The sequence below is a fragment of the Gordonia sp. JH63 genome, from assembly GCF_009856645.1.
Lineage (GTDB): Bacteria > Actinomycetota > Actinomycetes > Mycobacteriales > Mycobacteriaceae > Gordonia > Gordonia hongkongensis.
This window is the reverse complement of record NZ_CP047235.1, coordinates 870,869-891,089: the sequence shown is the minus strand read 5'-3', so window position 1 is coordinate 891,089 and position 20,221 is coordinate 870,869. Positions and strand designations below refer to the sequence as shown.

Sequence of the window (20,221 nt, the reverse complement as noted above, 5' to 3'; positions counted from 1 at the left end):
CGTCGTGGTCCATGAGTGATGACGCCGCTCGACCGTCCACGTCGGTCCATGCCGAGACCAAGACCGGCGAGCGGCGATTGCCCACGCGCCGGGTCAATCTGACCGTCTTCATAGCCTCGGCTGTCATCGTGGTCGCCTTCGCCGTCTGGGCGCTGGCGGCACCGGCAGCGGCCGAGTCGACGATCAACGACGTACGCGACTTCATCACCCGCTGGTTCGGCTGGTGGTACTTCATCCTCGCCACCGCCATCGTTGGTCTCGTGGTGTTCCTCGGCCTCAGCAAGTACGGGCGCTACCGGCTCGGACCGGAGGAATCGCGTCCGGAGTACAGCCTCTTCACCTGGACGTCGATGCTGTTCGCCGCGGGCATCGGCATCGATCTGATGTTCTTCTCGGTCGCCGAACCCGTGACCCACTTCCTCAACCCGCCGACCGGGGCCGGGGAGACCAACGAAGCGGCACGTGAGGCGGTCACCTGGACGGTCTTCCACTACGGCGTGACCGGCTGGGCGATGTACGCGCTCATGGGTGGCGCACTCGCGTATTTCGCCTTCCGGCACAATCTCCCGCTGACGATCCGGGCAGCGCTCTACCCGATCTTCGGCAAACGTGTCGAAGGCCGCTGGGGCGACGCGATCGACGTCGCGGCCGTCCTCGGCACCATCTTCGGCATCGCCACCTCACTGGGGATCGGGGTCGTCCAGCTCAACTTCGGGCTGAACGAGATCTTCGGGATCGAGCAGGGCAAGGCGGCCCAGATCGGCCTGATCGTCCTGGCTGTGGTGATCGCGACCGCGTCTGCGACCTCTGGTGTCGACAGGGGCATTCGACGCCTCTCCGAGATCAACGTCATCCTGGCCATCTGCCTGCTCATATACATCACGGTCGCCAAAGACGCGGACTTCCTGCTCAACGGGCTCGTCCAGAACGCGGGCGACTATGTGTCCACATTTGCCGACCGGACACTCGACACCTTCGCCTGGGACCAGATGAACCCGCCGCCCGGCAACGACGCCCGCGCCTTCGTCGACGGCTGGACCCTGTTCTTCTGGGCGTGGTGGGTGGCCTGGGCGCCGTTCGTCGGACTCTTCCTCGCCCGCATCTCGCGCGGACGCACGTTGCGGCAGTTCATCTTCGGCGTGCTGGTGGTCCCGTTCAGCTTCATCCTGGTGTGGATCTCGATCTTCGGGAACAGTGCCCTGCAGGTGGCCCGCGGCGATGCGGATTTCGCCGAGACGACGGCCTCCACACCCGAGGCCGGGTTCTATTCGCTGCTCGATCAGTACCCGGGTTCGACGCTGCTCATCGGGATCGCAACCATCACCGGCCTGCTGTTCTACGTGACCAGCGCCGACTCCGGCTCGCTCGTGATGGGCAATTTCACCAGCCGCCTCGACGACCCGATGGCCGATTGCACACGGTCGCTTCGTATCTTCTGGTCGGTGGCGATCGGTCTGCTGACCCTGTCGATGCTGTTCGCCGGCGGCGGCGACGGGTCCATCCTCACCCTGCAGGCCGCGACGGTGATCATGGGCCTGCCGTTCTCCTTCGTCCTCGGGCTCATCGGCATCTCACTGCTCCGTGCCGTCCGCAACGAGTCGGTGAAACTCGACAGCTTCCGGACGACGCTGCCCAAGGTGATCGCCGTCGGGCGCGGCCCGACGGAACACGGCAGCTGGCGACAGCGACTCATCGGCACCCTGCGCTTCCCCGGCCGGGTTGCGACCCGGAAGTTCATCGAAGCCAACGTCGTACCGGCCATGACCGAGGTCGCCGAACAATTCGGCCGGGAGGGGATCACCGCGACGGTCGACGAGTCGGCCGAGAACGAAGGGCTGCCGTCGCCGCGCCTGATCGTCGAACTCGCCGAGGTCCCCCGGTTCGAGTACTGCGTCTGGCCGGTCTCGGCGCCGACCCCGACGTACGCGGTCCGGACCCAGCGATCCGACGATCGATACTTCCGGTGCGAGGTGTATCTCACCGAGGGGTCCCAGGGCTACTCGCTCACCGGGTACACCCGCGACCAGATCATCGGTGACATCCTCGACCAGTACGAACGCCATCTCGGCTACCTGCATCTGCGGGATGCAGCCGGTGATCACCACGACCCCGGACCCGATGCAGCCGCCGGCGACGGTACCGTGCCCGACAGCGACACGGACATTCCCGACAGCAGTTCCGAAGGAGCACCGGCTCGATGAGCGAGACCCTCTACATCGGCGGCCGCTGGCGGCCCTCCGCTTCCGGCGAGACCCGCGAGATCCGGTGTCCCGCAAACAACTCAGTCGTCGGCGTGGTGGCCGAGGCCGGGGTGTCCGACACCGAGCAGGCCATCGCGGCGGCCCGCCGCGCGTTCGACGCCGGCGAGTGGAGCGCCACACCCGCCGCCGACCGTGGGGACCTCCTTCTCCGCGTCGCCGCCCAGATCGCCGAGCGCCGAGACGAGTTCGTCCGCGCCGAGACCCTCGACACCGGCAAGCGGCCCTACGAGTCGGACATCGACATGACCGACATCGCGAACTGCTTCCGGTACTTCGGCAAGCTCGCGGCGGCCGACGCCGGGCGTGTGGTCGACACCGGGTCACCCGACGCCGATTCGCGCATCGTGTACGAACCGGTCGGCGTCTGCGGATTGATCACACCGTGGAACTACCCGCTGCTGCAGGCGGCGTGGAAGGTCGCGCCGGCACTGGCGGCAGGCAACACCTTCGTGCTCAAGCCCGCCGAACTCACCCCGCACACGTCGATCCTGCTCATGCAGGTCCTCGAGCAGGTCGGTCTCCCGGCGGGCGTGGGCAACCTCGTCCTGGGCGCGGGCGCCGAGGCCGGCGCTCCGCTGTCGTCTCATCCTGACGTCGACCTGGTCTCGTTCACCGGTGGGCTCGTGACCGGCCGGGTCATCGCCCGCGAGGCGGCGGCGACGGTGAAGAAGGTCGCGCTCGAACTCGGGGGCAAGAACCCGAACGTGGTCTTCGCCGACGCCTGCGCCACCGACGAACTCCTCGCGGCAGCGGTCGACAACGCGCTCAACGCGGCGTTCCTGCATTCGGGGCAGGTCTGTTCGGCCGGAGCCCGGCTCATCATCGAGGAGTCCGCACACGATCGCTTCGTCGATGAGCTGGTCCGCCGCGCGGAGCAGATCCGGCTGGGCCTGCCCTACTCCGAGGGCACCGAGACCGGACCGCTCATCTCGGCGGCACACCGAGACAAGGTGCACGCCTACGTCGAACAGGCTCGTGCGGATGGCGCGATCATCCGCACCGGTGGCGCGTTCGCCACGGGCGATGCGGGTTCGGGGCGCCTGGACGACGGATGGTTCTATCTGCCCACCGTGATCGATCGCGCCGACCGTTCGATGGCCTGCGTGCACGACGAGGCGTTCGGACCGACCGTCACCGTGGAGACCTTTGCCACCGAGGACGAGGCCGTGACCCTGGCCAACGACACCGTCTACGGTCTCGCGGGGGCCGTCTGGTCGGCCGACGCGGCACGCGCCCGCCGCATCGCCGGACGAATCCGGGCCGGAACGGTGTGGGTCAACGACTTCGGGCCGTACCTGCCGGAAGCCGAGTGGGGCGGTTACGGCCAGTCGGGCTTCGGGCGGGAGCTCGGACCGTCCGGTCTGGCGGAGTACCGCGAGGCCAAACATGTCTACGAGAATCTCCGACCGGGCGTGACCGGCTGGTTCGCGGACCGGTCCGGAGACGGCGAGGAGCGACGATGAGCGAGACCTACGACTACGTGGTCGTCGGCGGCGGCTCCGGGGGTGCCGTGGTGGCGTCGCGGCTGTCCGAGGACCCCTCGGTCTCGGTGTGCCTGCTGGAGGCGGGTCCGTCCGATGTCGGCGACGACGCGATCCTGCGGCTCGACCGGTGGATGGAACTCCTCGAATCCGGTTACGACTGGGACTATCCCATCGAACCGCAGGAGAACGGCAACGACTTCATGCGCCACGCCCGGGCGAAGGTCCTCGGCGGGTGCAGTTCGCACAACAGCTGCATCGCCTTCTGGGCGCCGCGCGAGGACCTCGACTCGTGGGAGCGTGACTTCGGGTGCGCCGGATGGGGTTCGGCGGAGTTGTACCGCCTCTACCCGCAGATCGAGACCAACGACGCGCCGGGCGCGCACCACGGTCGCAGCGGTCCGGTCCACCTCATGACGGTGCCGCCGAACGACCCGTGCGGGGTCGCCCTGCTCGAGGCCTGCGAGTCGGTCGGCATCCCCCGCGTCGAGTTCAACAGCGGCAGCACGGTTGTCAACGGCGCCAACTTCTTCCAGATCAACCGACGACCCGACGGTGTGCGCGCCTCGTCGTCGGTCAGTTATCTGCACCCGCACCTCGACCGGCCGAACCTCACCATCCGCACCGGATCGTGGGCAAAACGGGTGGTCATCGAGCGGGTCGACGGCGAGTTGCGTGCCGTGGGCGTCGACATCACCGACAACGCGTTCGGTCGCACGACACGGATCGAGGCCCGGGGCGAGGTGATCGTGTCGGCGGGGGCGATCGACTCCCCGAAGTTGCTGATGCTCTCGGGAATCGGGCCGGCCGACGACCTGCGCGAGCACGAGATCGAGGCCCTCGTCGACGCGCCGGGGGTCGGTGAACACCTGCAGGACCACCCCGAAGGGGTGATCGGGTTCGAGACCGCGAAGCCGATGGTCCGCGAGTCGACCCAGTGGTGGGAGGCGGGCATCTTCACCACCGTCGATGCGGGTCTGACCCGGCCGGACCTGATGATGCACTACGGCAGCGTGCCGTTCGACATGCACACCCTTCGTCAGGGTTATCCGACCAGTGACAACACTTTCTGCCTGACACCGAACGTGACGCACGCGCGGTCACGGGGCACGGTGCGGTTGCGCTCCCGTGACTTCCGCGACAAGCCCCGCGTGGACCCGCGGTACTTCTCCGATCTCGAGGGCTACGACATGCGGATCATGATCGCGGGCCTGCGCAGGGCGCGGGAGATCGCCGCCGCGGAGCCGCTGGCGACGTGGGTTGCGCGCGAACTCTATCCGGGCCCCGCCGCCGCGAGCGATGCGGAACTGGCCGACTACATCACCCGCACCCACAACACCGTCTACCATCCGGTCGGCACCGTGCGGATGGGTGCGCCCGACGACGAGCTGTCACCCCTCGATCCCGAACTCCGCGTGAAAGGCGTTGCAGGACTTCGGGTGGCCGACGCATCGGTGTTCCCCGAACACACGACGGTGAACCCGAACCTCACCGTGATGCTCGTCGGCGAACGCTGCGCCGAGCTGGTGCGCGCCGACAGCAGCTGACCGCCAGGAGCGACTAGGTCGCGAACGAGTCGACGATCCGTTCCAGGACCGCAGCTACCTGTTCGGTGGCGGCCTCGCGATCGTCGGCGACGGCGACGTAGAGCGCCGCCTCGTCGAGCGCGCCGATCGCGACGTGGGCCAGCGGGCGGGTCGGCTGCTCGACCGCCTGGCCCGTGGCGATCGCGGCCGCGATCAGACCTTCGACGAGTGCGAATCCGAATTCTTCACCGCGAGCACGCCATTCACTCCATCCGAGCACTGACGGCGCCTCGACGAGCGTGATCCGATGCACCTCCGGCTCGGTGCACAGCCGCAGGAACAGACGCATACCCGCCTTCAGCGCGGCGAGCGGGTCCTCGCCGGCGCGCTCCCCCACGGCCGCCGCGATCTGCGCGACGATCGACTGTTCCACGTCGTCGTAGACGGCGACGAACAGCCCCTTCTTGTCGTCGAACTGGTGGTAGAGCGCACCGCGCGTCACGCCGGCCTCGGCGACGATCTCCTGGGTGCCGACGTCGGCGAAGCCGCGTTCGCCGAACAGCTTCCGGCCGGCGTCGATCAACGACGCGCGGGTCGCCGCGGTCCGCTCGGCCTGGGTACGACGGTTGACTTTCATACAGGTTGCACGTAACTTTCGTACTAAGTGTTCGTAAGTTACCGAGTCTACGAGAAGCGGGTCTCGCCATGACGACTGCATTGCCGACCGTCGAACTTCCGTCCGGCGTCGTCGAGTACGCGACCTACGGTCCGGACGACTCGACGCATCCGCCGATCGTGTTCGTCCACGGGGCCGTGGTCGACCACCGGCTGTGGGAGCCGACGGCACGGTTGCTCGCCGAGCGCGGATTCCGGTGCCATGTGCCCCTCATGCCGCTGGGCTCGCACCGCATCCCGCTCGGACCCGGAACCGACCGCTCGCCGCGCGGGATGGGCACGCTCCTACGTGAGTTCGTCGACCGGTTCGGCCTGTCGGACGCGACCCTCGTGGCCAACGACTCCGGTGGCGCCATCACCCAATTCGCCCTCGACGACGATCCCGCGTTCGTCAGCCGGCTGGTGTTCACCAACTGCGATGCCTTCGATCTCTTTCCGCCGCAGCCGTTCCGGTTGTACTTCGCGCTGATGAAGCACCGGCTTCTGCTGAAACCGCTGGCCGAGGCGATGCGCCTGCGTGCACTACGCCATTCCGCGCTGGGCGTCGGTCTGCTGTTGAACGATCCCGATCCCGACCTCACCGGCTCGGTCTTCGAACCGCTGCAGCGCGACGTACGCATCCGCAACGACTTCATCGCGTTCCTCCGCGGCATCCGCCCCGCCGAACTGGCGCAGATCACCCTGCGGATGTCGCGCGTCGAACTCCCGGTCCGAATGGTGTGGGGTCGCGACGACCGGTGTTTCACCCCGGCCCACGGACGCCGCCTGGCCGCCGTCTTCCCGGGCGGGGCGCCGTTCGTCGAGGTTCCCGACGCCCGGACCTTCGTCTCACTCGACCAGCCACAGATTCTGGCCGACGAGATCATCGAGCTCACCGTCGGAGAACGCACCGCTCCGTGACCGCCCGGAGAACGGCGCAAGTTTTTTTCGCCACGGGCGTCGGATCATCGGGTCCGGCCGCGACGATAGAGATGTGAGCAGCGACCAACCGGTTTCTTCGGCCCGGGGACCAGAGGGATTGCTGGCGGTCTACGACCAGGCACTGCCGGAGGTGTACGGCTTCGTCGTGCGGCGCTGCACGGATCGTCGTACCGCCGAGGACGTCACCTCGGAGACCTTCCTGGCCGCCATGGACTCCGTCCGACGACGCCGCGACACCGAACCGACCACTCCGTGGCTCATCGGGATCGCACGGCACAAGCTCGCCGACCACTGGCGACGTGCACAGCGCACGCCGGAACCGGTCGACGACCTGCCCGACCACGGGGACGACCCGTGGGACACCGAACTCGACCGGATGGTCGCCCATCACACCCTCGGCCAGTTGTCGCCGATCCACCGTTCGGTGCTGACGCTGCGCTACGTCGACGACCTCCCCGTCGGCGAATGCGCGGAGATCCTGGGCCGCACGGTCGGCGCCACCGAGGCGCTACTCACCAGGGCCAAGCGGGCGTTCCGCGCCGCCTACCCCGAAACACAACCCCAGCCCAGCGGGAGAGGAGGTCACGCATGAGCACCCGGAACAGCTCGCGCTTCGACGCAGCACGAGATCCGCTGCACGTCCTGAACGCAGCGCGCACGCCGGGCTTCGACGATCCGGTCCGTCCCGACCTGGATTTCGCCGCCGCGCTGCGGGACCGCCTCGAGCGCGGGGCGACCCTACCCGAAGGAGTCGTCATGGCCACCGCAACACAACTCGACGCAACCGAGACCGTCCGGACCGAGGCGCCCGCCCGACCGGAACCGACGGTCGAACGCCCCGGCGCCCTCCCGTATCTCGTCGTCGCCGAACCGCAGGCCGCGATCGACTGGTACGTCGACACGCTCGGCGCCCGGCTGCGCGGCGAGCCGATCGTGATGTCCGACGGCGTGATCGGTCACGCCGAACTCGAACTGGGCGGCGGCGCCGTTTATCTCGCCGCCGAGTTCCCGGACCTCGGGCTCCGGGCGCCCGCACCCGGACAGGTCTCGGTCAGCCTGATGGTCGCCGTCGACGACACCGACGACGCGGTCGCGTCGGCCGCCCGCGCGGGAGCCGCGGTGACCCGAGAGCCGTACGAAGCCCACGGCACCCGCACCGCGGTCATCATCGACCCGTTCGGGCATCGGTGGATGCTGAGCGGTCCGTCGAAGACCGTGGGCACCGAGATGGTCCATCAGGGCGACATCGGTTACATGTCCCTGAACACGCCCGACGCCGCCCGCGCCCGGCGCTTCTACGGCGACGTCCTGGGCTGGAAATTCGACGCCGAGGGCCGACGCGTCACCAACGTCGGCCATCGCCTCGGCATCTTCGAGACCGACGGCGCACCGACGATGTTCTGCGCGTACGCCGTCGACGACCTCGAGGCCGCACACGAGCGCATCGTCGCAGCGGGCGGGCGAGGCGAGTTCGGTTCGAGCCCCGACGGTCATCGCCTGGTCGACGCCGTCGACGATCAGGGCGTCCGGTTCGCGGTCTACGCCGCGAACCTCGACGACGAACGCCCGCAGGCACACCCGCGCGACCCCGGGGCCATGACCTACCTGACGGTGCTGACGCCCGACAGCGGACGCTTCCGCGCGTTCTACGGATCGGTCCTCGGCTGGACGTTCCACGGCGGACGCATCGACGACGGCTGGGAGGTCGACGACTCGCGACCGCAGGTCGGGCTCGCGGGCGGCGCCGAGAGCTCGGTGGCGGTGCCGATGTGGACGACCGACGACGTCGTGGCCACGGTCGAACGTGTCCGGGCCGCGGGCGGCACGGTGCTCGAGGAACCGAACGCGGCCCCTTACGGCATCTCGGCGCGGTGCACCGACGACCAGGGCGCTCAGTTCTACCTCGGTCAGTTGTTCTGAGTCACCCCACGGTCAACCCGACGACGAGCACCGCCGCCGCAGCGGTGGTCAGCACGGACCGCACGATGTTCCACGGCACCCAGACGGCGGTGAACCGCGTCCAGACCCGCACCGCCTCGTCGCCGCGGACAACACCCGCGGCGTCGAGGCGGTCATTGGCCGGGACGTTGACGACCATCGTGATGACGACACCGAGCGCGGTCAGGACCGTCGCGGTCAGGACCCACCATCGGAGCCCGGAACCCCACGAGGTCCAGACGGTCAGCGCGCCGAACACCACGCCGCCGCCGAAGACCACCGCGAAGAGCGAGTTGAGGATGGCGCTGTTCATCCGCTGCATCGCCGCGACCGCGACGTCGGCGCCGGCCCGGGTCAGGCCGGGGATCACGGCATAGCCGAACCCCGCCAGTACGCCGGCACTGAGGCCGGTGGTCACGACCGTCAGGGTCACCAACACATCAAGCAACAGGTCCATGGGAACAGTCCAGTGCCCTGCGGGCGCGAAAACCATGACCGGACCGGCGAATTTCCTGCTCCACCGTCCGGCTCCCGGCTCCGGAGCGGCCACCACCGTCATGGTTGACTCTTACCCATGTCCTCTCGCTCCCGCGTCCGGGCCCTGTCCGCGCGTCTGCCCTTCGGCATCGGGACCGTCGTCTTCGCCCTGTGCGCCGCGCTGGTCGTGACCGGCGGCGTGGTGCTGGCGAGCGGCACCGCCCAGACCGACGACGGCGACTACGCCTACGGCGAGCTGCGCGGCTACGAACGCGAACCGGGGACCGCCTGGACGATCGTCGGGCAGGAGGATCTACCGGACTACTCCGGCGAGGTCACCATCGAGATCGCCGACACCTCCGACGAGGGATGGCTCATCACCTACCCCTCCGGGCTGGGGCGCTCGTTCGTGATGGTGGACCGGCGATCGGGAAACCTGCTGTGGGACAGCCCCATCAACGCGGGGCAGGGCGACTGCGCGGTCAACGAAGCCGGCCAGGTCGGTTGCGCGGTACAGCTCGGCACCCCACTCGAGGACGGCTTCTACCTCGTCGACGACGCCGGCATCCCTACCCGCACCGCCGAATACCTGGACACCAAATCGGTGGAGGGCCTCGGCAACAACTTCCTGCGCGTCAACCGGGTCGGGCACCAGGTCACCCTGAACACGCCGGCCGGCAACGGCATCTGGGCTCGGACCTTCGCGGCGCCGGTCGTCGGTATCGAGGTCACCGGCGACACCGTGGTCATCAGGACCGCCGACGCGAGCGAGCACCTGGTCAACCCCGCCACCGGTGAGGACCGCATCGGTTGCGATCAGTGCAGCATCAAGCTCTACCCGACCGGGGTGACCGTCGACCACCAGACGCACGGCGAGGAGAAGGTGGTCACCTACGCCACCGTCAACGGCCGGGTGGACGCCGATCCGGTCGCCGAGGCCGACGGTCTGAGCGTGCTGCCCGGGCCGTCGACCCTCCCGGTCCTGAACGCGGCGAACCTGGTCTTCGCCGCCGAGGGGCAGTACGAGGTCCGCGACCCGGCACGTCCGGGGGCGCTGTGGCAGATCCGCGACGGCGAACTGTCCAAGGCCAATGCCATCGCGTGCGGATCTCTCGTGAACTTCGGCCGCCTGGACGGTTCGCGAACGACCTACGCGCTCGCCGACGGCACGCACATCGGCAGCGGGCCGCCGCCGGGACCGCAGCAGCCGATCCTCGCCAACCCGCGGTGCGTCGGGTCCAGCGGCACCACCATGGTCGTCGTCAACCAGGGCCTGCTGACCGGGCTCACCCCGGCGAACACCGCGGCCTGGGAGCGCGGCCTGTCCTCCCCCGGACTCGTGCGGGTCGTCGACGGATACATCGTCGTCAGCGAGGGCAGCACCCTGTCGATGCTCCGTCCGAACTGACCCCTCCGTTCCCCTGAACCCGAGGGCCTCAATCCCTCTTGTGGGCCGTTTCACATGCCGGGCCGAGCTTCCGGCCTCACCTGCAGAGACACGAATCGGTGGCGGTGTCCAGACCTGAATTGATCACGACAAGGTAACGCTTTGCTCACGGCCGCGTGTACGGTCGGCTCGGTTCCGCAAGCACGAACCACGAGATGTACACGCGAGGTCGATCAGTTTTGGGTAAGCACTCCAAGCCACGGAAGAAGTCACGCACACCGTTGTGGGCCACCGCCCTGCTGCCGGTGGGCGTTCTGGCCGGCGCGGCGACCGCCGGGGCCGAACTCTCCGGCAATACGCTGGCCCCCACGCCGGTGTCCGCGCCGCAGGTGACGTCCGAGGCCCCGACCACGCCACCGTCCGTGACGCCGGCTGTGAAGGCCCACCCGCTGGCACCCACTCCCCCGCCGCCGGTTCGGCCGGCCAGCGTCACCACCGGTGCGGTCCCGGTGACCAACTACGACGCGTATGAGGCGGCCGCGAAGTCCGTCACGAGCACCCACCCGCGCTGCGGCATCGACTGGAAGGTCATCGCCGGGATCGGCCGGGTCGAGTCCCACCACGCCGACCAGGGCAACGTGAACCCCGACGGCGTGCTGCGCAGCGCGATCTTCGGTCCGCGCCTCGACGGCTCCCTCGCCGGCAACCAGGTCATCGGTGACACCGACGGCGGCGAACTCGACGGCGACCCGGTCTACGACCGCGCGGTCGGCCCGATGCAGTTCCTGCCGTCGACGTGGAAGATGTACGCCGCCGACGGCAACGGTGACGGCAAGTCCGACCCGCAGAACATCTTCGACGCCGCGCTGACCACCGCGAACTACCTGTGCGACGACAACCTCGACCTCCGCGACTCGTCTTCGTTGGTGACCGCCGTCCTGCGGTACAACAACTCGATGGAGTACGTGAACAAGGTCCTCGGGTTCGCCCGCGAATACTGATCCCGCTGCCTCACCAGGACCCTTAGTGACGCGCCCTCCGCAAGCTCCGGGCGCTCCTCAGGGAGCAGTAGGCGACGCTCGCAAGCTCGCTCCTCAGGGAGCGAGGTGAGGCGCTCGACGGCTCGCGCGTCGTTCCTAGCCCTGCGTCAGAAACGCTTGCAGCGCAGCCGAATACATCGGCACGTCGTCGGAGCCCATGAGTTCCCTTGCCGAGTGCATCGCGAGCTGCGGCGCGCCGACGTCGATCGTGGTGAGACCGGTGCGTGACGCCGTGATCGGCCCGATCGTCGACCCGCACGGCAGATCCGCGCGATGGACATATCGCTGCATGGGGACGCCCGCGGCGTCGCACGCGAGCGCGAAGACGGCCTCTCCCACCGCATCCGACGCATAGCGCAGGTTCTGGTTCACCTTCAGCACCGGTCCGCCGCCGATCGAGATGCGGTGCCCGGGTTCGTGGCGCTCGGGATAGTTCGGGTGGGTCGCGTGGGCCATGTCGCCGGACAGGCAGACGCTCGCGGCCATCGTCTGGAGGAAGTCCGCGCGGGATCCCCCGCGCGCGAGCACGATTCGTTCGCAGATCGACCCCAGGAAGTCCGAGGCGGCACCACGCTCGGAACCGCTGCCGACCTCCTCGTGGTCGAACAGCACCAGCATCTTCGTGTGCGCCGACGAGCCGGCGTCGAGCAGCGCGCGCAGACCCGTGTAGCAGGTGCCCTGGTTGTCCAATCGCGGTGCGCTGAGCAGGTTTCCGTCGGCGCCGATGATCGCCGACGGCGCGACGTCGTGGGTCATGAGTTCCCAACCGAGGAGCGCGTCCGGGTCGATGCCCGCGTACTCCGACACCCAGCCGAGGACGTCGGGGACGTCGTCGCCGATCCCCCACACCGCGTTGACATGCCGCTGCGGATCGAGCGACACGCCCTTCCGGTCCTCGGACAGGTGGATGGCGAGTTGGGGTACCCGCACCACCGGTTCGGTCACGTGAACCAGCGTGTGCGCCACCGAGTTCCCCGATCGGTACGCGAGGCGGCCGGAGAGGCCGAGATCGCGGTCGAGCCAGGAATTGAGCCAGGCGCCGCCGTAGGGTTCGAGCGCGACCATCGCGACCCCGGCCGACGAGCGGTCGGGATGCTGCTTGAGCCGCAGGTTGGGGCTGTCGGTGTGTCCGCCGACGATGCGGAAGGCGCCGGTCTGCCCGGTCTCCCAGGCGATGATCGAGCCGCCACGGATGACGTAGTGCCGCGCCGACGGGGCGTCGAGGCCGGCGTCCGCCCACGGCTGATCCTCGAACAGCCGCGTGTACCCGGCGCTTTCGAGTTCGCGGGCCACCGTCGCGCACACGTGGAACGGCGACGGCGAGGCGTCGACGAACTCGCCGAGGCCGCGTGCGGTAGCGCTGGTCGGAATCCTGGCGGACGCACTCATCGACGAACGCGCATTCACGCCGAGGCGAGGACCGAGTCGATCGCCGAGTAGAACAGGCCGAGGCCGTCGTCGCTGGGTCCGGTGAGCGGCTCCGTGGCGTGCTCGGGATGCGGCATCAGGCCGACGATCCGCCCGTTCGGGCTCGAGATACCGGCGATGTCGAGGGACGAACCGTTCGGATTCCGCTCCGGGAACCGGAACACGACGAGTCCCTCACCCTCGAGCTCCTCGAGCTTGCGCTGCGAGGCCACGTAACGTCCCTCGCCGGACTTGAGCGGGATGAGGATCTCCGCACCCTGCTCGAAGCGGGTCGTCCAGGCCGTGGTGTTCGACTCGACGCGCAGCCACTCGTCCCGGCAGATGAAGTGCAGGCCCTCGTTGCGGGTCAGCGCGCCCGGCAGCAGCCCGGCCTCACAGAGCACCTGGAAACCGTTGCAGATTCCCAAGATCGGCATCCCCTTGCCGGCGGCCTCGACGACCGATCCCATCACCGGGGCGAAGCGGGCGATGGCCCCCGCGCGCAGGTAGTCGCCGTAGGAGAATCCGCCGGGGACGATGATCGCGTCGACGCCCTTCAGGTCGGCGTCGCCGTGCCACAGGGCGACCGGCTCGGCGCCGGCCAGCCGGACCGCGCGGGCGGCGTCGACGTCGTCGAGGGTGCCGGGGAAGGTGATGACCCCGATTCGTGCTGTCATGTGCTGCTCTCTACTCCGCGACGCGCGAGACGTTGAAGTTCTCGATGACGGTGTTGGTCAGCAACTCCTCGGCGATGCGCTCGAGCGTCGTGTCGTCGACCGTGTCGTCGACCTCGAGCTCGAAGCGCTTGCCCTGACGGACGTCGCCGATCCCACTGAACCCGAGCCGGCCCAGGGCGCCGACGATGGCCTGCCCCTGCGGGTCGAGAATCTCGGCTTTGGGCATCACGTCGACCACCACTCGCGCCATGGACCGCTCCTCAATGTCTGCTGGTCGGTTGTCGCCTGACCGGTGTTCTCCCGATCAGTTCACGCCGGTCAGCTTACCGGGTGCGCCAAATCGGCTCAGAGCACGGATTCGATGGCGGCGACGACCGTCGGATCGGTCGGCTCGGTGCGCGGACGGAAGCGGTTGACCACCTCACCGTCGGCGTTCACGAGGAACTTCTCGAAGTTCCACTGGATGTCGCCGGCCTCCCCGTCGTCGTCGGCGTGCTGGGTGAGTTCGGCGTAGAGCGGGTGACGCGCCTCGCCGTTGACGTCGGTCTTCTCCAGCAGCGGGAAGGTCACCCCGTAGGTCGCCGAGCAGAAGGTCGCGATCTCCTCGGCGGTACCCGGCTCCTGCCCCATGAACTGGTTGCAGGGCACTCCGACGACGGTGAGTCCCTTGTCTCCGTACGTCTTGGCGAGTTCCTCCAGGCCGGCATACTGCGGCGTGAGGCCGCACTTGCTGGCGACGTTCACCACGAGCAGCGGTCCGCCGAAGTCCTTCAGCGAGACGTCGGAGCCGTCCAGAGCGGTAACGGGGATGTCCTTGATGTTGGCCATGGCTGCCAGATTAGACGGCGCCCGCGCCGCCTTCGGGAGACCCGGGTCACAGGTGCCGCCACGGTATGCGCAACGTCACCGTTAATTGCGTTTCGGCAATAGTTGCATTCGGGTTAGCATCTTCCGGTGTCCGGAGAATGCAGGTCGAACAGCGGCGCCGACGAGTCGGTGAACGCTGCGTCGTCGGCGCTCAACGCCTTCCTCGAGCGGCTCCTCGATCTGAGCCGGCCCGAGGCGCTGGAGAGTCTGGCGGCAAGCGAGGTCACGTTCTCGCAGCTCCGGATCCTCTCCACGCTTGCATGTCAACCCGGGCCGATGCCGGTCAACGCGATCGCCGATCGCGTTCAGCTGTCCCTCGCGGCCGCCGGCCGGACGGTGGACAAGCTGGCGACCGGAGGTCTCGTCGACCGTCGAGAGGACCCGTCCGACCGTCGGGTCAAGCGCATATCCCTCACCGACGCGGGCCGGCGCTACCTCGAGACCCATCTGGCCGTGAAGCGCGGGACCATCCGGCACTTCGTCGCCAACCTGCCCGCAGACATGCGCGACAACCTCTGCGCGGCACTGCGTCCCATCGTCGACGACGGCGTCGACCATTTCTGTCTGCCCACCGACGGACGGCAGGCCTCGTGACTCCCCTCTCCTACCTCGTCGCTCCCTGATCTCTGACCACCGACCCTCACGGGGTCGAACGAGCCCACAGACTTCTCTGCCGCGGATGGCCGCGGCACGCCCATTTCTCGCCCGACCGATAGGAACACGCGAATGACCTCATCCACAGGTGGCCACCTGCACGACGGCCCACCCGACACCAAGCTGGACCGCCACGTCCTGCTGGTCGCCGGCGTGGTCGTGCTCGGCGCGATCATGTCGATCCTCGACGTCACCGTGGTGGCGGTCGCCCAGAACACCTTCCAGCAGGAGTTCGGCACCGACGCCGCGGGCGCCGCCTGGACCGCGACCGGCTACACCCTCGCACTGGCGGCGGTGATCCCGTTGTCGAGTTGGGCGGCATCGCGTTTCGGCACCAAGCGCGTCTACCTCGTCTCGCTGGTCCTGTTCACGGTGGGTTCGGTGTTGTGCGCGCTGGCGCCGAACATCGGCATGCTCGTGGCCTTCCGCGTGATCCAGGGACTCGGCGGCGGCATGCTGATGCCGATCGGCATGATGATGCTGACCAAGGCGGCCGGTCCCGAGCGGGTCGGTTCGGTCATGGCCGTGCTCGGTATCCCGATGCTCCTGGGTCCGATCTCGGGCCCGATCCTCGGCGGCGTCCTCATCGAGCAGCTGAGCTGGCACTGGATCTTCCTGATCAACGTCCCGATCGGCATCATCGCCCTGGTCTACTCGTGGATCGTCCTGCGCGATGACGCGGAGACCAGCCGCCCCTCGATCGACGTCGTCGGTCTGTTGCTCCTGTCGCCGGGTCTCGCGTTGTTCCTGTTCGGTATCTCCTCGAGCGCCGAGCACCGCACGTTCGTCACGGCATCGGTTCTGGTGCCGACCATCATCGGTGCCATCCTGATCGTCGCTTTCATCGTGCACGCCCTGCGCAAGAAGAACCCGCTGCTCGACCTGCGGCTCTTCGCGAACCGCACACTGAGCATCTCCGTCATCACGATGGTGCTGTTCATGGTCGCGTTCTTCGGTGCGGCGCTGCTGTTCCCGCAGTACTTCATCGGCGTGCGCGGCGAGTCCACGTTGACCGCCGGTCTGCTGCTGGCCCCGCAGGGCATCGGCGCCATGCTCACCATGCCGATCGCCGGCCGTCTCACCGACAAGATGGGTCCGGGCAAGTTCGTGCTCGCCGGCATCGTCCTGATCGTGCTGGGTCTGAGTACGTTCATGTTCCTCGGCGCCGAGACCTCGTACTGGCTGATCTGCGGTTCGCTGTTCGTGCAGGGTCTCGGCATGGGCATGACGATGATGCCGATCATGTCCGCGGCCCTCGCGACCCTCAGCAACCCGCAGGTCCCGGACGGTTCGACGCTGCTGAACGTCATCCAGCAGTCGGCCACGTCGATCGGTACGGCCGTCATCTCGGTGATCCTGGCCAGCAGCCTGGCTAGCCGACCCGAGGCGGGACTGGCGATCATGGCGAACACCTCCGACGATCCGCTGCCGCCGGGCGTGCCGAACCCGTTGCCGGAGTCGTTCTTCGAGACCGCGGCGAACGTGTTCTCGAGCACGTTCACCATCTCGGTGGTCCTGATCGTCCTCACCCTGATCCCCGCGTTCTTCCTGCCCCGCAAGAAGATCGCGTCGCCCCTCACCGAAGAGGACATGGACCGCGGTCCGATCATGATGCACTGATCATCTCCTGCTGATCGCAAACCAAAGCCCCACCGACTCCCGGGTCGGTGGGGCTTTGTGGTTTCGACAAGCTCAACCAGCGGAAGGGTGAGCTCAACCAGCGGAGGGTGAGCTCAACCAGCGGAAGGTGAGCTCAACCAGCGGAAGGGTGAGCTCAACCAGCGGAGGGTGAGCTCAACCAGCGGAAGGTGAGCTCAACCAGCGGAAGGGTGAGCTCAACCGGCGGGAGTATCGAGCGCGCCCGACTGCTGCAGGATCCACGCGATCTCGAACGCGACCTCTTCCCACTGCTTGTAGCGTCCGCTGACGCCGCCGTGGCCGGCGGACATCTCGGTTTTCAGCAGTACCGGATTGCCAGACGTGGTCTTCTCCTGCAGTCGCGCAACCCATTTCGCCGCCTCGGTGAACAGCACCCGGGTGTCGTTGAGCGAGGTCAAGGCGAGGATCGGCGGATACGGCTTCGCGTCGACGTTCTCGTACGGCGTGTAGGTCTTCATGTACTCGTAGACCTTCGGGTCGTGCAGCGGGTCACCCCACTCGTCCCACTCGATCACCGTGAGGGGCAACGACGGATCGAGGATCGAGTTCAGCGCGTCGACGAACGGCACCGACGCCAGGATCCCGTTGAACAACTCGGGCGCGAGGTTCGCGACCGCACCCATCAGCAATCCGCCGGCGGACCCGCCCTCGGCGACCATCTGCTGCGGTGTCGTCCACCCGGTGTCGACGAGATGCCGTCCCGCGGCCACGAAGTCGGTGAATGTGTTCCGCTTGCTGAGTTCCTTGCCGTTCTCGTACCAGTAGCGACCCATCTCCCCACCACCGCGGATGTGCGCCAGGACGAACACCATGCCGCGATCGAGCATCGACAGTCGCGCCACCGAGAAGTACGGGTCGATACTCGCCTCGTAGGAGCCGTAGCCGTAGAGGAGCAGGGGCGCCGGCTTGGCGGCGTCGGTTTCCTTGCGCCGCACCACCGACAGCGGGATCCGGGTGCCGTCCTCGGCAACGGCCCACTCCCGCGACTGCACGTAGTCGGCCGGGTCGTAACCGCCGAGCACCGGCTGCCGCTTGAGCAGGGTCCGCTCGCCGGAGGCGACGTCGAGCTCGAACAGTTCCGCCGGTTCGATGAAACTGCCGTATCCGATGCGGAGCCTCGGGGCACGCCATTCCGGGTTGGCGCCGAGGCCCGCGGAGCCGAGTTCCTGGTCGAACGTCACCTCGCGGAAATCCGATTCGACCGGTATGCCGTCGATCTGCCGCAGATCGACGATCGCGAGACGCGGCAACGCATCTCGGCGGTAGGACAGGACCAGGTAGTCGGCGAAGGCGTCGAGGTCCTCGATCCGGCGTTGCGGGTCGTGCGCGATCAGCGGACGACGGTCCGACGGGTCGGCGACCGGCGCGAGGTCGATGGCGAAGTTCTCCGCCTTCTGCCCGTCGCGGACTTCGTTGTGCACGATGACCAGATAGTCCTCGCCGCCGATGACGGCGTGCTCGACGCTGTACTCGACCCCGTCGACCCGCGGTGCGACGCTGCGGAATTCACCCGTCGGGTCGTCGGCGGCGAGCAGGTAGCTCTCCGAGGTGATCTTGGACCCGACGCCGATGACGAGGTACTTGTCGCTCCGGGTGGTGCCCATCCCGACCCAGAACCGCTCGTCGGGCTCGTGGAAGACCTTGACGTCGGCCGTCCCGGCACCGATGTCGTGGCGCCACACCGTGTCCGGGCGCCAGGCGGCGTCGACCGTCGAGTAGAAGACGTGCCGGGCGTCCGCCGACCACACCGCACCCCCCGAGGTGTCGCGGACCTCGTCGGGGAGGAGTTCCCCGGTGCGAAGGTCCTTGACGCGCAGGGTGTATCGCTCGTCCCCGACGATGTCGATGCTGTAGGCGAGCCAGTTGCCGTCGTCGCTGACGGTCAGCGCCCCGAGGCTGAAGAAATCGTGACCCTCCGCCTCGACGTTGGCGTCGAGCAGGATCTCCTCGCCGGGCAGCGGGTCGTCGCCCACCTCTGGCGGGGTCCAGTCGTCCTCGGACCGGATCGGGCAGCGGCACGATGTCGAGTACTGCTTGCCCTCATGGGTTCGCCCGTAATACCAGTGCCGCCCGCGCCGGTTGGGCACCGACATGTCGGTTTCCTTGGTGCGGCTCTTGATCTCGCCGAAGATCTGCGTGCGCAGGTCCGCCAGCTGCGCGGTGTGCGATTCGGTGAAGGCGTTCTGCGCCTCCAGGTAGGCGATGACCTCCGGATCGTCCTTGTCGCGCAACCATTCGTAGTCGTCGACGAAGGTGTCGCCGTGGTGGGTGCGTTCGGTGGGCACCTTCTTGGCCACCGGCGCGGTGACCGGCGCTGCGTTCATGATGGTCTTCTCGTCGGTCATCAGATCACCTCTGCGTCGGGCCAGTCCGCGAAGGACTTTCGCGAGATCCATTCGTAGGCATCGATATAGCGCTGCCTCGTGCGGTCGACGACGTCGTCGGGCAACGGCGGCGGCGCTTCATCGGAGGCCCGGTCCCACCCGGATTCGGCACCGGTGAGCCAGTTTCGCACGATCTGCTTGTCGAAGCTGGGCTGCACCTTGCCGGCCTCGTAGGTGGCGGCCTCCCAGTACCGCGACGAGTCGGGGGTGAGCACCTCATCGGCCAGGACGAGTTCACCGTCGGCCCCGCGGCCGAACTCGAATTTGGTGTCGGCCAAGATAATTCCGCGCTCGGCGGCGACGGCGGCGCCGCGGGCGTAGATGTCGAGGGTGGCCGATCGTAGCGCCTGCGCCAACTCCTCCCCCTCCTGCTCGACGACCCGCTCGAAACTGATGTTCTCGTCGTGCTCACCCTGCTCGGCCTTGGTGGCCGGCGTGAAGATCGGTTCGGGGAGCTTGCTCGCCTCCGCCAGTCCCGCCGGCAGTTCGACGCCGCACACCGACCCGGTCGCCTGGTAGTCGAGCAGGCCCGAGCCGGTCAGGTAGCCGCGGGCAACGCATTCGACCTGCACCATCGGCAGTCGACGGACCACCATCGACCGGCCTACGACCGACGCCGGGATCCGTTCGTCGGTGGGGCCGCCGGCCAGGTGGTTGGGCACGCCGAGCTCGTCGAACCAGTAGAAGCTCATCGCGGTGAGGATGCGCCCCTTGTCGGGGATCGCGGGACTGAGGATGTGGTCGTAGGCCGAGATCCGGTCGGACGCCACCAGCAGCAGGGTGTCGGCGTCGATCTCGTAGATCTCGCGGACCTTCCCCGACGCCAGATGACGGTAGGACTGCAGTTCAGGACGCATGGACTCGACC

General features: G+C 68.1%; 18 protein-coding genes. 10 read left to right on the top strand and 8 right to left on the bottom strand.

The window, feature by feature from the left end; genetic code table 11:
• Nucleotides 1-11: 11 nt before the first annotated feature.
• From betT to GR168_RS04010, 3 genes are read left to right on the top strand one after another with little or no spacing between them, the layout of a single operon-like run.
• Nucleotides 12-2,201, top strand: a complete 2,190-nt coding sequence (gene betT, locus GR168_RS04020) for a choline BCCT transporter BetT (protein ID WP_068970473.1) — start codon at nucleotides 12-14, stop codon at nucleotides 2,199-2,201.
• Nucleotides 2,198-3,724 (top strand): aldehyde dehydrogenase family protein, encoded by a 1,527-nt coding sequence (locus GR168_RS04015; protein ID WP_159370091.1) that lies wholly within the window; start codon nucleotides 2,198-2,200, stop codon nucleotides 3,722-3,724. The genes betT and GR168_RS04015 overlap by 4 nt, the downstream gene beginning before the upstream one ends.
• A complete protein-coding gene (locus tag GR168_RS04010; protein ID WP_159370090.1) occupies nucleotides 3,721-5,289 on the top strand; it encodes a GMC family oxidoreductase N-terminal domain-containing protein in 1,569 nt (522 codons plus the stop codon). Before GR168_RS04015 ends, GR168_RS04010 begins: the two co-directional genes overlap by 4 nt.
• 13 nt (nucleotides 5,290-5,302) lie before the next feature.
• Here GR168_RS04010 and GR168_RS04005 read toward each other — a convergent pair whose 3' ends face one another.
• Entirely contained in the window at nucleotides 5,303-5,905 is a 603-nt protein-coding gene (locus tag GR168_RS04005) for a TetR/AcrR family transcriptional regulator (protein WP_159370089.1), read from the bottom strand.
• A gap of 68 nt (nucleotides 5,906-5,973) precedes the next feature.
• Here GR168_RS04005 and GR168_RS04000 point away from each other — a divergent pair, with 68 nt between their 5' ends.
• From GR168_RS04000 to GR168_RS03990, 3 genes are all read left to right on the top strand, one after another.
• Nucleotides 5,974-6,843: an alpha/beta hydrolase gene (locus GR168_RS04000; protein ID WP_159370088.1), complete on the top strand. Its 870-nt coding sequence runs from the start codon at nucleotides 5,974-5,976 to the stop codon at nucleotides 6,841-6,843.
• 73 nt (nucleotides 6,844-6,916) lie between these two features.
• Complete coding sequence (locus tag GR168_RS03995) at nucleotides 6,917-7,456, top strand: RNA polymerase sigma factor (protein WP_175404299.1); 540 nt, start codon at nucleotides 6,917-6,919, stop codon at nucleotides 7,454-7,456.
• Nucleotides 7,453-8,784, top strand: a complete 1,332-nt coding sequence (locus GR168_RS03990; RefSeq protein ID WP_159370087.1) for a VOC family protein — start codon at nucleotides 7,453-7,455, stop codon at nucleotides 8,782-8,784. The genes GR168_RS03995 and GR168_RS03990 overlap by 4 nt, the downstream gene beginning before the upstream one ends.
• A gap of 1 nt (nucleotide 8,785) precedes the next feature.
• On the opposite strand, the gene GR168_RS03985 is transcribed toward GR168_RS03990, so the two are convergent.
• Entirely contained in the window at nucleotides 8,786-9,259 is a 474-nt protein-coding gene (locus GR168_RS03985; RefSeq protein WP_159370086.1) for an anthrone oxygenase family protein, read from the bottom strand.
• 117 nt (nucleotides 9,260-9,376) lie between these two features.
• On the opposite strand from GR168_RS03985, the gene GR168_RS03980 reads away from it, so the two are divergent.
• Together GR168_RS03980 and GR168_RS03975 are read left to right on the top strand one after the other, a co-directional pair.
• On the top strand, nucleotides 9,377-10,687 hold the full coding sequence (locus GR168_RS03980; protein WP_137810228.1) for a PQQ-binding-like beta-propeller repeat protein: 1,311 nt from the start codon (nucleotides 9,377-9,379) through the stop codon (nucleotides 10,685-10,687).
• A gap of 218 nt (nucleotides 10,688-10,905) precedes the next feature.
• Nucleotides 10,906-11,667, top strand: coding sequence for a lytic murein transglycosylase (locus GR168_RS03975; RefSeq protein ID WP_068970499.1), 762 nt, complete (start codon nucleotides 10,906-10,908; stop codon nucleotides 11,665-11,667).
• Nucleotides 11,668-11,802: 135 nt separating this feature from the next.
• Here the strand turns inward: GR168_RS03975 and GR168_RS03970 are convergent, their stop codons facing one another.
• The 4 genes from GR168_RS03970 to GR168_RS03955 all read right to left on the bottom strand — a co-directional run bounded on the left by GR168_RS03970 (nucleotide 11,803) and on the right by GR168_RS03955 (nucleotide 14,618).
• Nucleotides 11,803-13,095, bottom strand: coding sequence for a M18 family aminopeptidase (locus GR168_RS03970; protein WP_159370085.1), 1,293 nt, complete (start codon nucleotides 13,093-13,095; stop codon nucleotides 11,803-11,805).
• Between the two features lie 14 nt (nucleotides 13,096-13,109).
• On the bottom strand, nucleotides 13,110-13,790 hold the full coding sequence (gene purQ / locus GR168_RS03965; RefSeq protein WP_058251220.1) for a phosphoribosylformylglycinamidine synthase subunit PurQ: 681 nt from the start codon (nucleotides 13,788-13,790) through the stop codon (nucleotides 13,110-13,112).
• A 10-nt stretch (nucleotides 13,791-13,800) separates the two neighbouring features.
• Nucleotides 13,801-14,040 carry a phosphoribosylformylglycinamidine synthase subunit PurS gene (purS, locus tag GR168_RS03960; RefSeq protein ID WP_010844201.1) on the bottom strand — a complete coding sequence of 80 codons (240 nt, stop codon included), beginning with the start codon at nucleotides 14,038-14,040 and terminating at the stop codon, nucleotides 13,801-13,803.
• Between the two features lie 95 nt (nucleotides 14,041-14,135).
• Complete coding sequence (locus GR168_RS03955) at nucleotides 14,136-14,618, bottom strand: glutathione peroxidase (protein ID WP_159370084.1); 483 nt, start codon at nucleotides 14,616-14,618, stop codon at nucleotides 14,136-14,138.
• A gap of 126 nt (nucleotides 14,619-14,744) precedes the next feature.
• On the opposite strand from GR168_RS03955, the gene GR168_RS03950 reads away from it, so the two are divergent.
• Together GR168_RS03950 and GR168_RS03945 are read left to right on the top strand one after the other, a co-directional pair.
• Nucleotides 14,745-15,251, top strand: a complete 507-nt coding sequence (locus GR168_RS03950; RefSeq protein WP_159370083.1) for a MarR family transcriptional regulator — start codon at nucleotides 14,745-14,747, stop codon at nucleotides 15,249-15,251.
• Between the two features lie 132 nt (nucleotides 15,252-15,383).
• Nucleotides 15,384-16,931 (top strand): DHA2 family efflux MFS transporter permease subunit, encoded by a 1,548-nt coding sequence (locus GR168_RS03945; RefSeq protein ID WP_159370082.1) that lies wholly within the window; start codon nucleotides 15,384-15,386, stop codon nucleotides 16,929-16,931.
• Between the two features lie 215 nt (nucleotides 16,932-17,146).
• Here the strand turns inward: GR168_RS03945 and GR168_RS03940 are convergent, their stop codons facing one another.
• Together GR168_RS03940 and GR168_RS03935 are read right to left on the bottom strand one after the other, a co-directional pair.
• Entirely contained in the window at nucleotides 17,147-19,315 is a 2,169-nt protein-coding gene (locus tag GR168_RS03940) for a S9 family peptidase (RefSeq protein WP_159370081.1), read from the bottom strand.
• On the bottom strand, nucleotides 19,315-20,211 hold the full coding sequence (locus GR168_RS03935; protein ID WP_137810234.1) for a phosphoribosylaminoimidazolesuccinocarboxamide synthase: 897 nt from the start codon (nucleotides 20,209-20,211) through the stop codon (nucleotides 19,315-19,317). The genes GR168_RS03940 and GR168_RS03935 overlap by 1 nt, the downstream gene beginning before the upstream one ends.
• Nucleotides 20,212-20,221 lie beyond the last annotated feature (10 nt).

Excerpts from the sequence above, each read along its gene's own strand:
- GR168_RS03985 (WP_159370086.1), bottom strand. The coding sequence starts at position 9,259 with ATGGACCTGTTGCTTGATGTGTTGGTGACCCTGACGGTCGTGACCACC.
- GR168_RS03980 (WP_137810228.1), top strand. The coding sequence starts at position 9,377 with ATGTCCTCTCGCTCCCGCGTCCGGGCCCTGTCCGCGCGTCTGCCCTTC.
- GR168_RS04005 (WP_159370089.1), bottom strand. The coding sequence starts at position 5,905 with ATGAAAGTCAACCGTCGTACCCAGGCCGAGCGGACCGCGGCGACCCGC.
- GR168_RS04000 (WP_159370088.1), top strand. The coding sequence starts at position 5,974 with ATGACGACTGCATTGCCGACCGTCGAACTTCCGTCCGGCGTCGTCGAG.
- GR168_RS04015 (WP_159370091.1), top strand. The coding sequence starts at position 2,198 with ATGAGCGAGACCCTCTACATCGGCGGCCGCTGGCGGCCCTCCGCTTCC.
- purS (WP_010844201.1), bottom strand. The coding sequence starts at position 14,040 with ATGGCGCGAGTGGTGGTCGACGTGATGCCCAAAGCCGAGATTCTCGAC.
- GR168_RS03935 (WP_137810234.1), bottom strand. The coding sequence starts at position 20,211 with ATGCGTCCTGAACTGCAGTCCTACCGTCATCTGGCGTCGGGGAAGGTC.
- GR168_RS03955 (WP_159370084.1), bottom strand. The coding sequence starts at position 14,618 with ATGGCCAACATCAAGGACATCCCCGTTACCGCTCTGGACGGCTCCGAC.
- betT (WP_068970473.1), top strand. The coding sequence starts at position 12 with ATGAGTGATGACGCCGCTCGACCGTCCACGTCGGTCCATGCCGAGACC.
- purQ (WP_058251220.1), bottom strand. The coding sequence starts at position 13,790 with ATGACAGCACGAATCGGGGTCATCACCTTCCCCGGCACCCTCGACGAC.
- GR168_RS03990 (WP_159370087.1), top strand. The coding sequence starts at position 7,453 with ATGAGCACCCGGAACAGCTCGCGCTTCGACGCAGCACGAGATCCGCTG.
- GR168_RS03945 (WP_159370082.1), top strand. The coding sequence starts at position 15,384 with ATGACCTCATCCACAGGTGGCCACCTGCACGACGGCCCACCCGACACC.
- GR168_RS04010 (WP_159370090.1), top strand. The coding sequence starts at position 3,721 with ATGAGCGAGACCTACGACTACGTGGTCGTCGGCGGCGGCTCCGGGGGT.
- GR168_RS03970 (WP_159370085.1), bottom strand. The coding sequence starts at position 13,095 with ATGAGTGCGTCCGCCAGGATTCCGACCAGCGCTACCGCACGCGGCCTC.
- GR168_RS03940 (WP_159370081.1), bottom strand. The coding sequence starts at position 19,315 with ATGACCGACGAGAAGACCATCATGAACGCAGCGCCGGTCACCGCGCCG.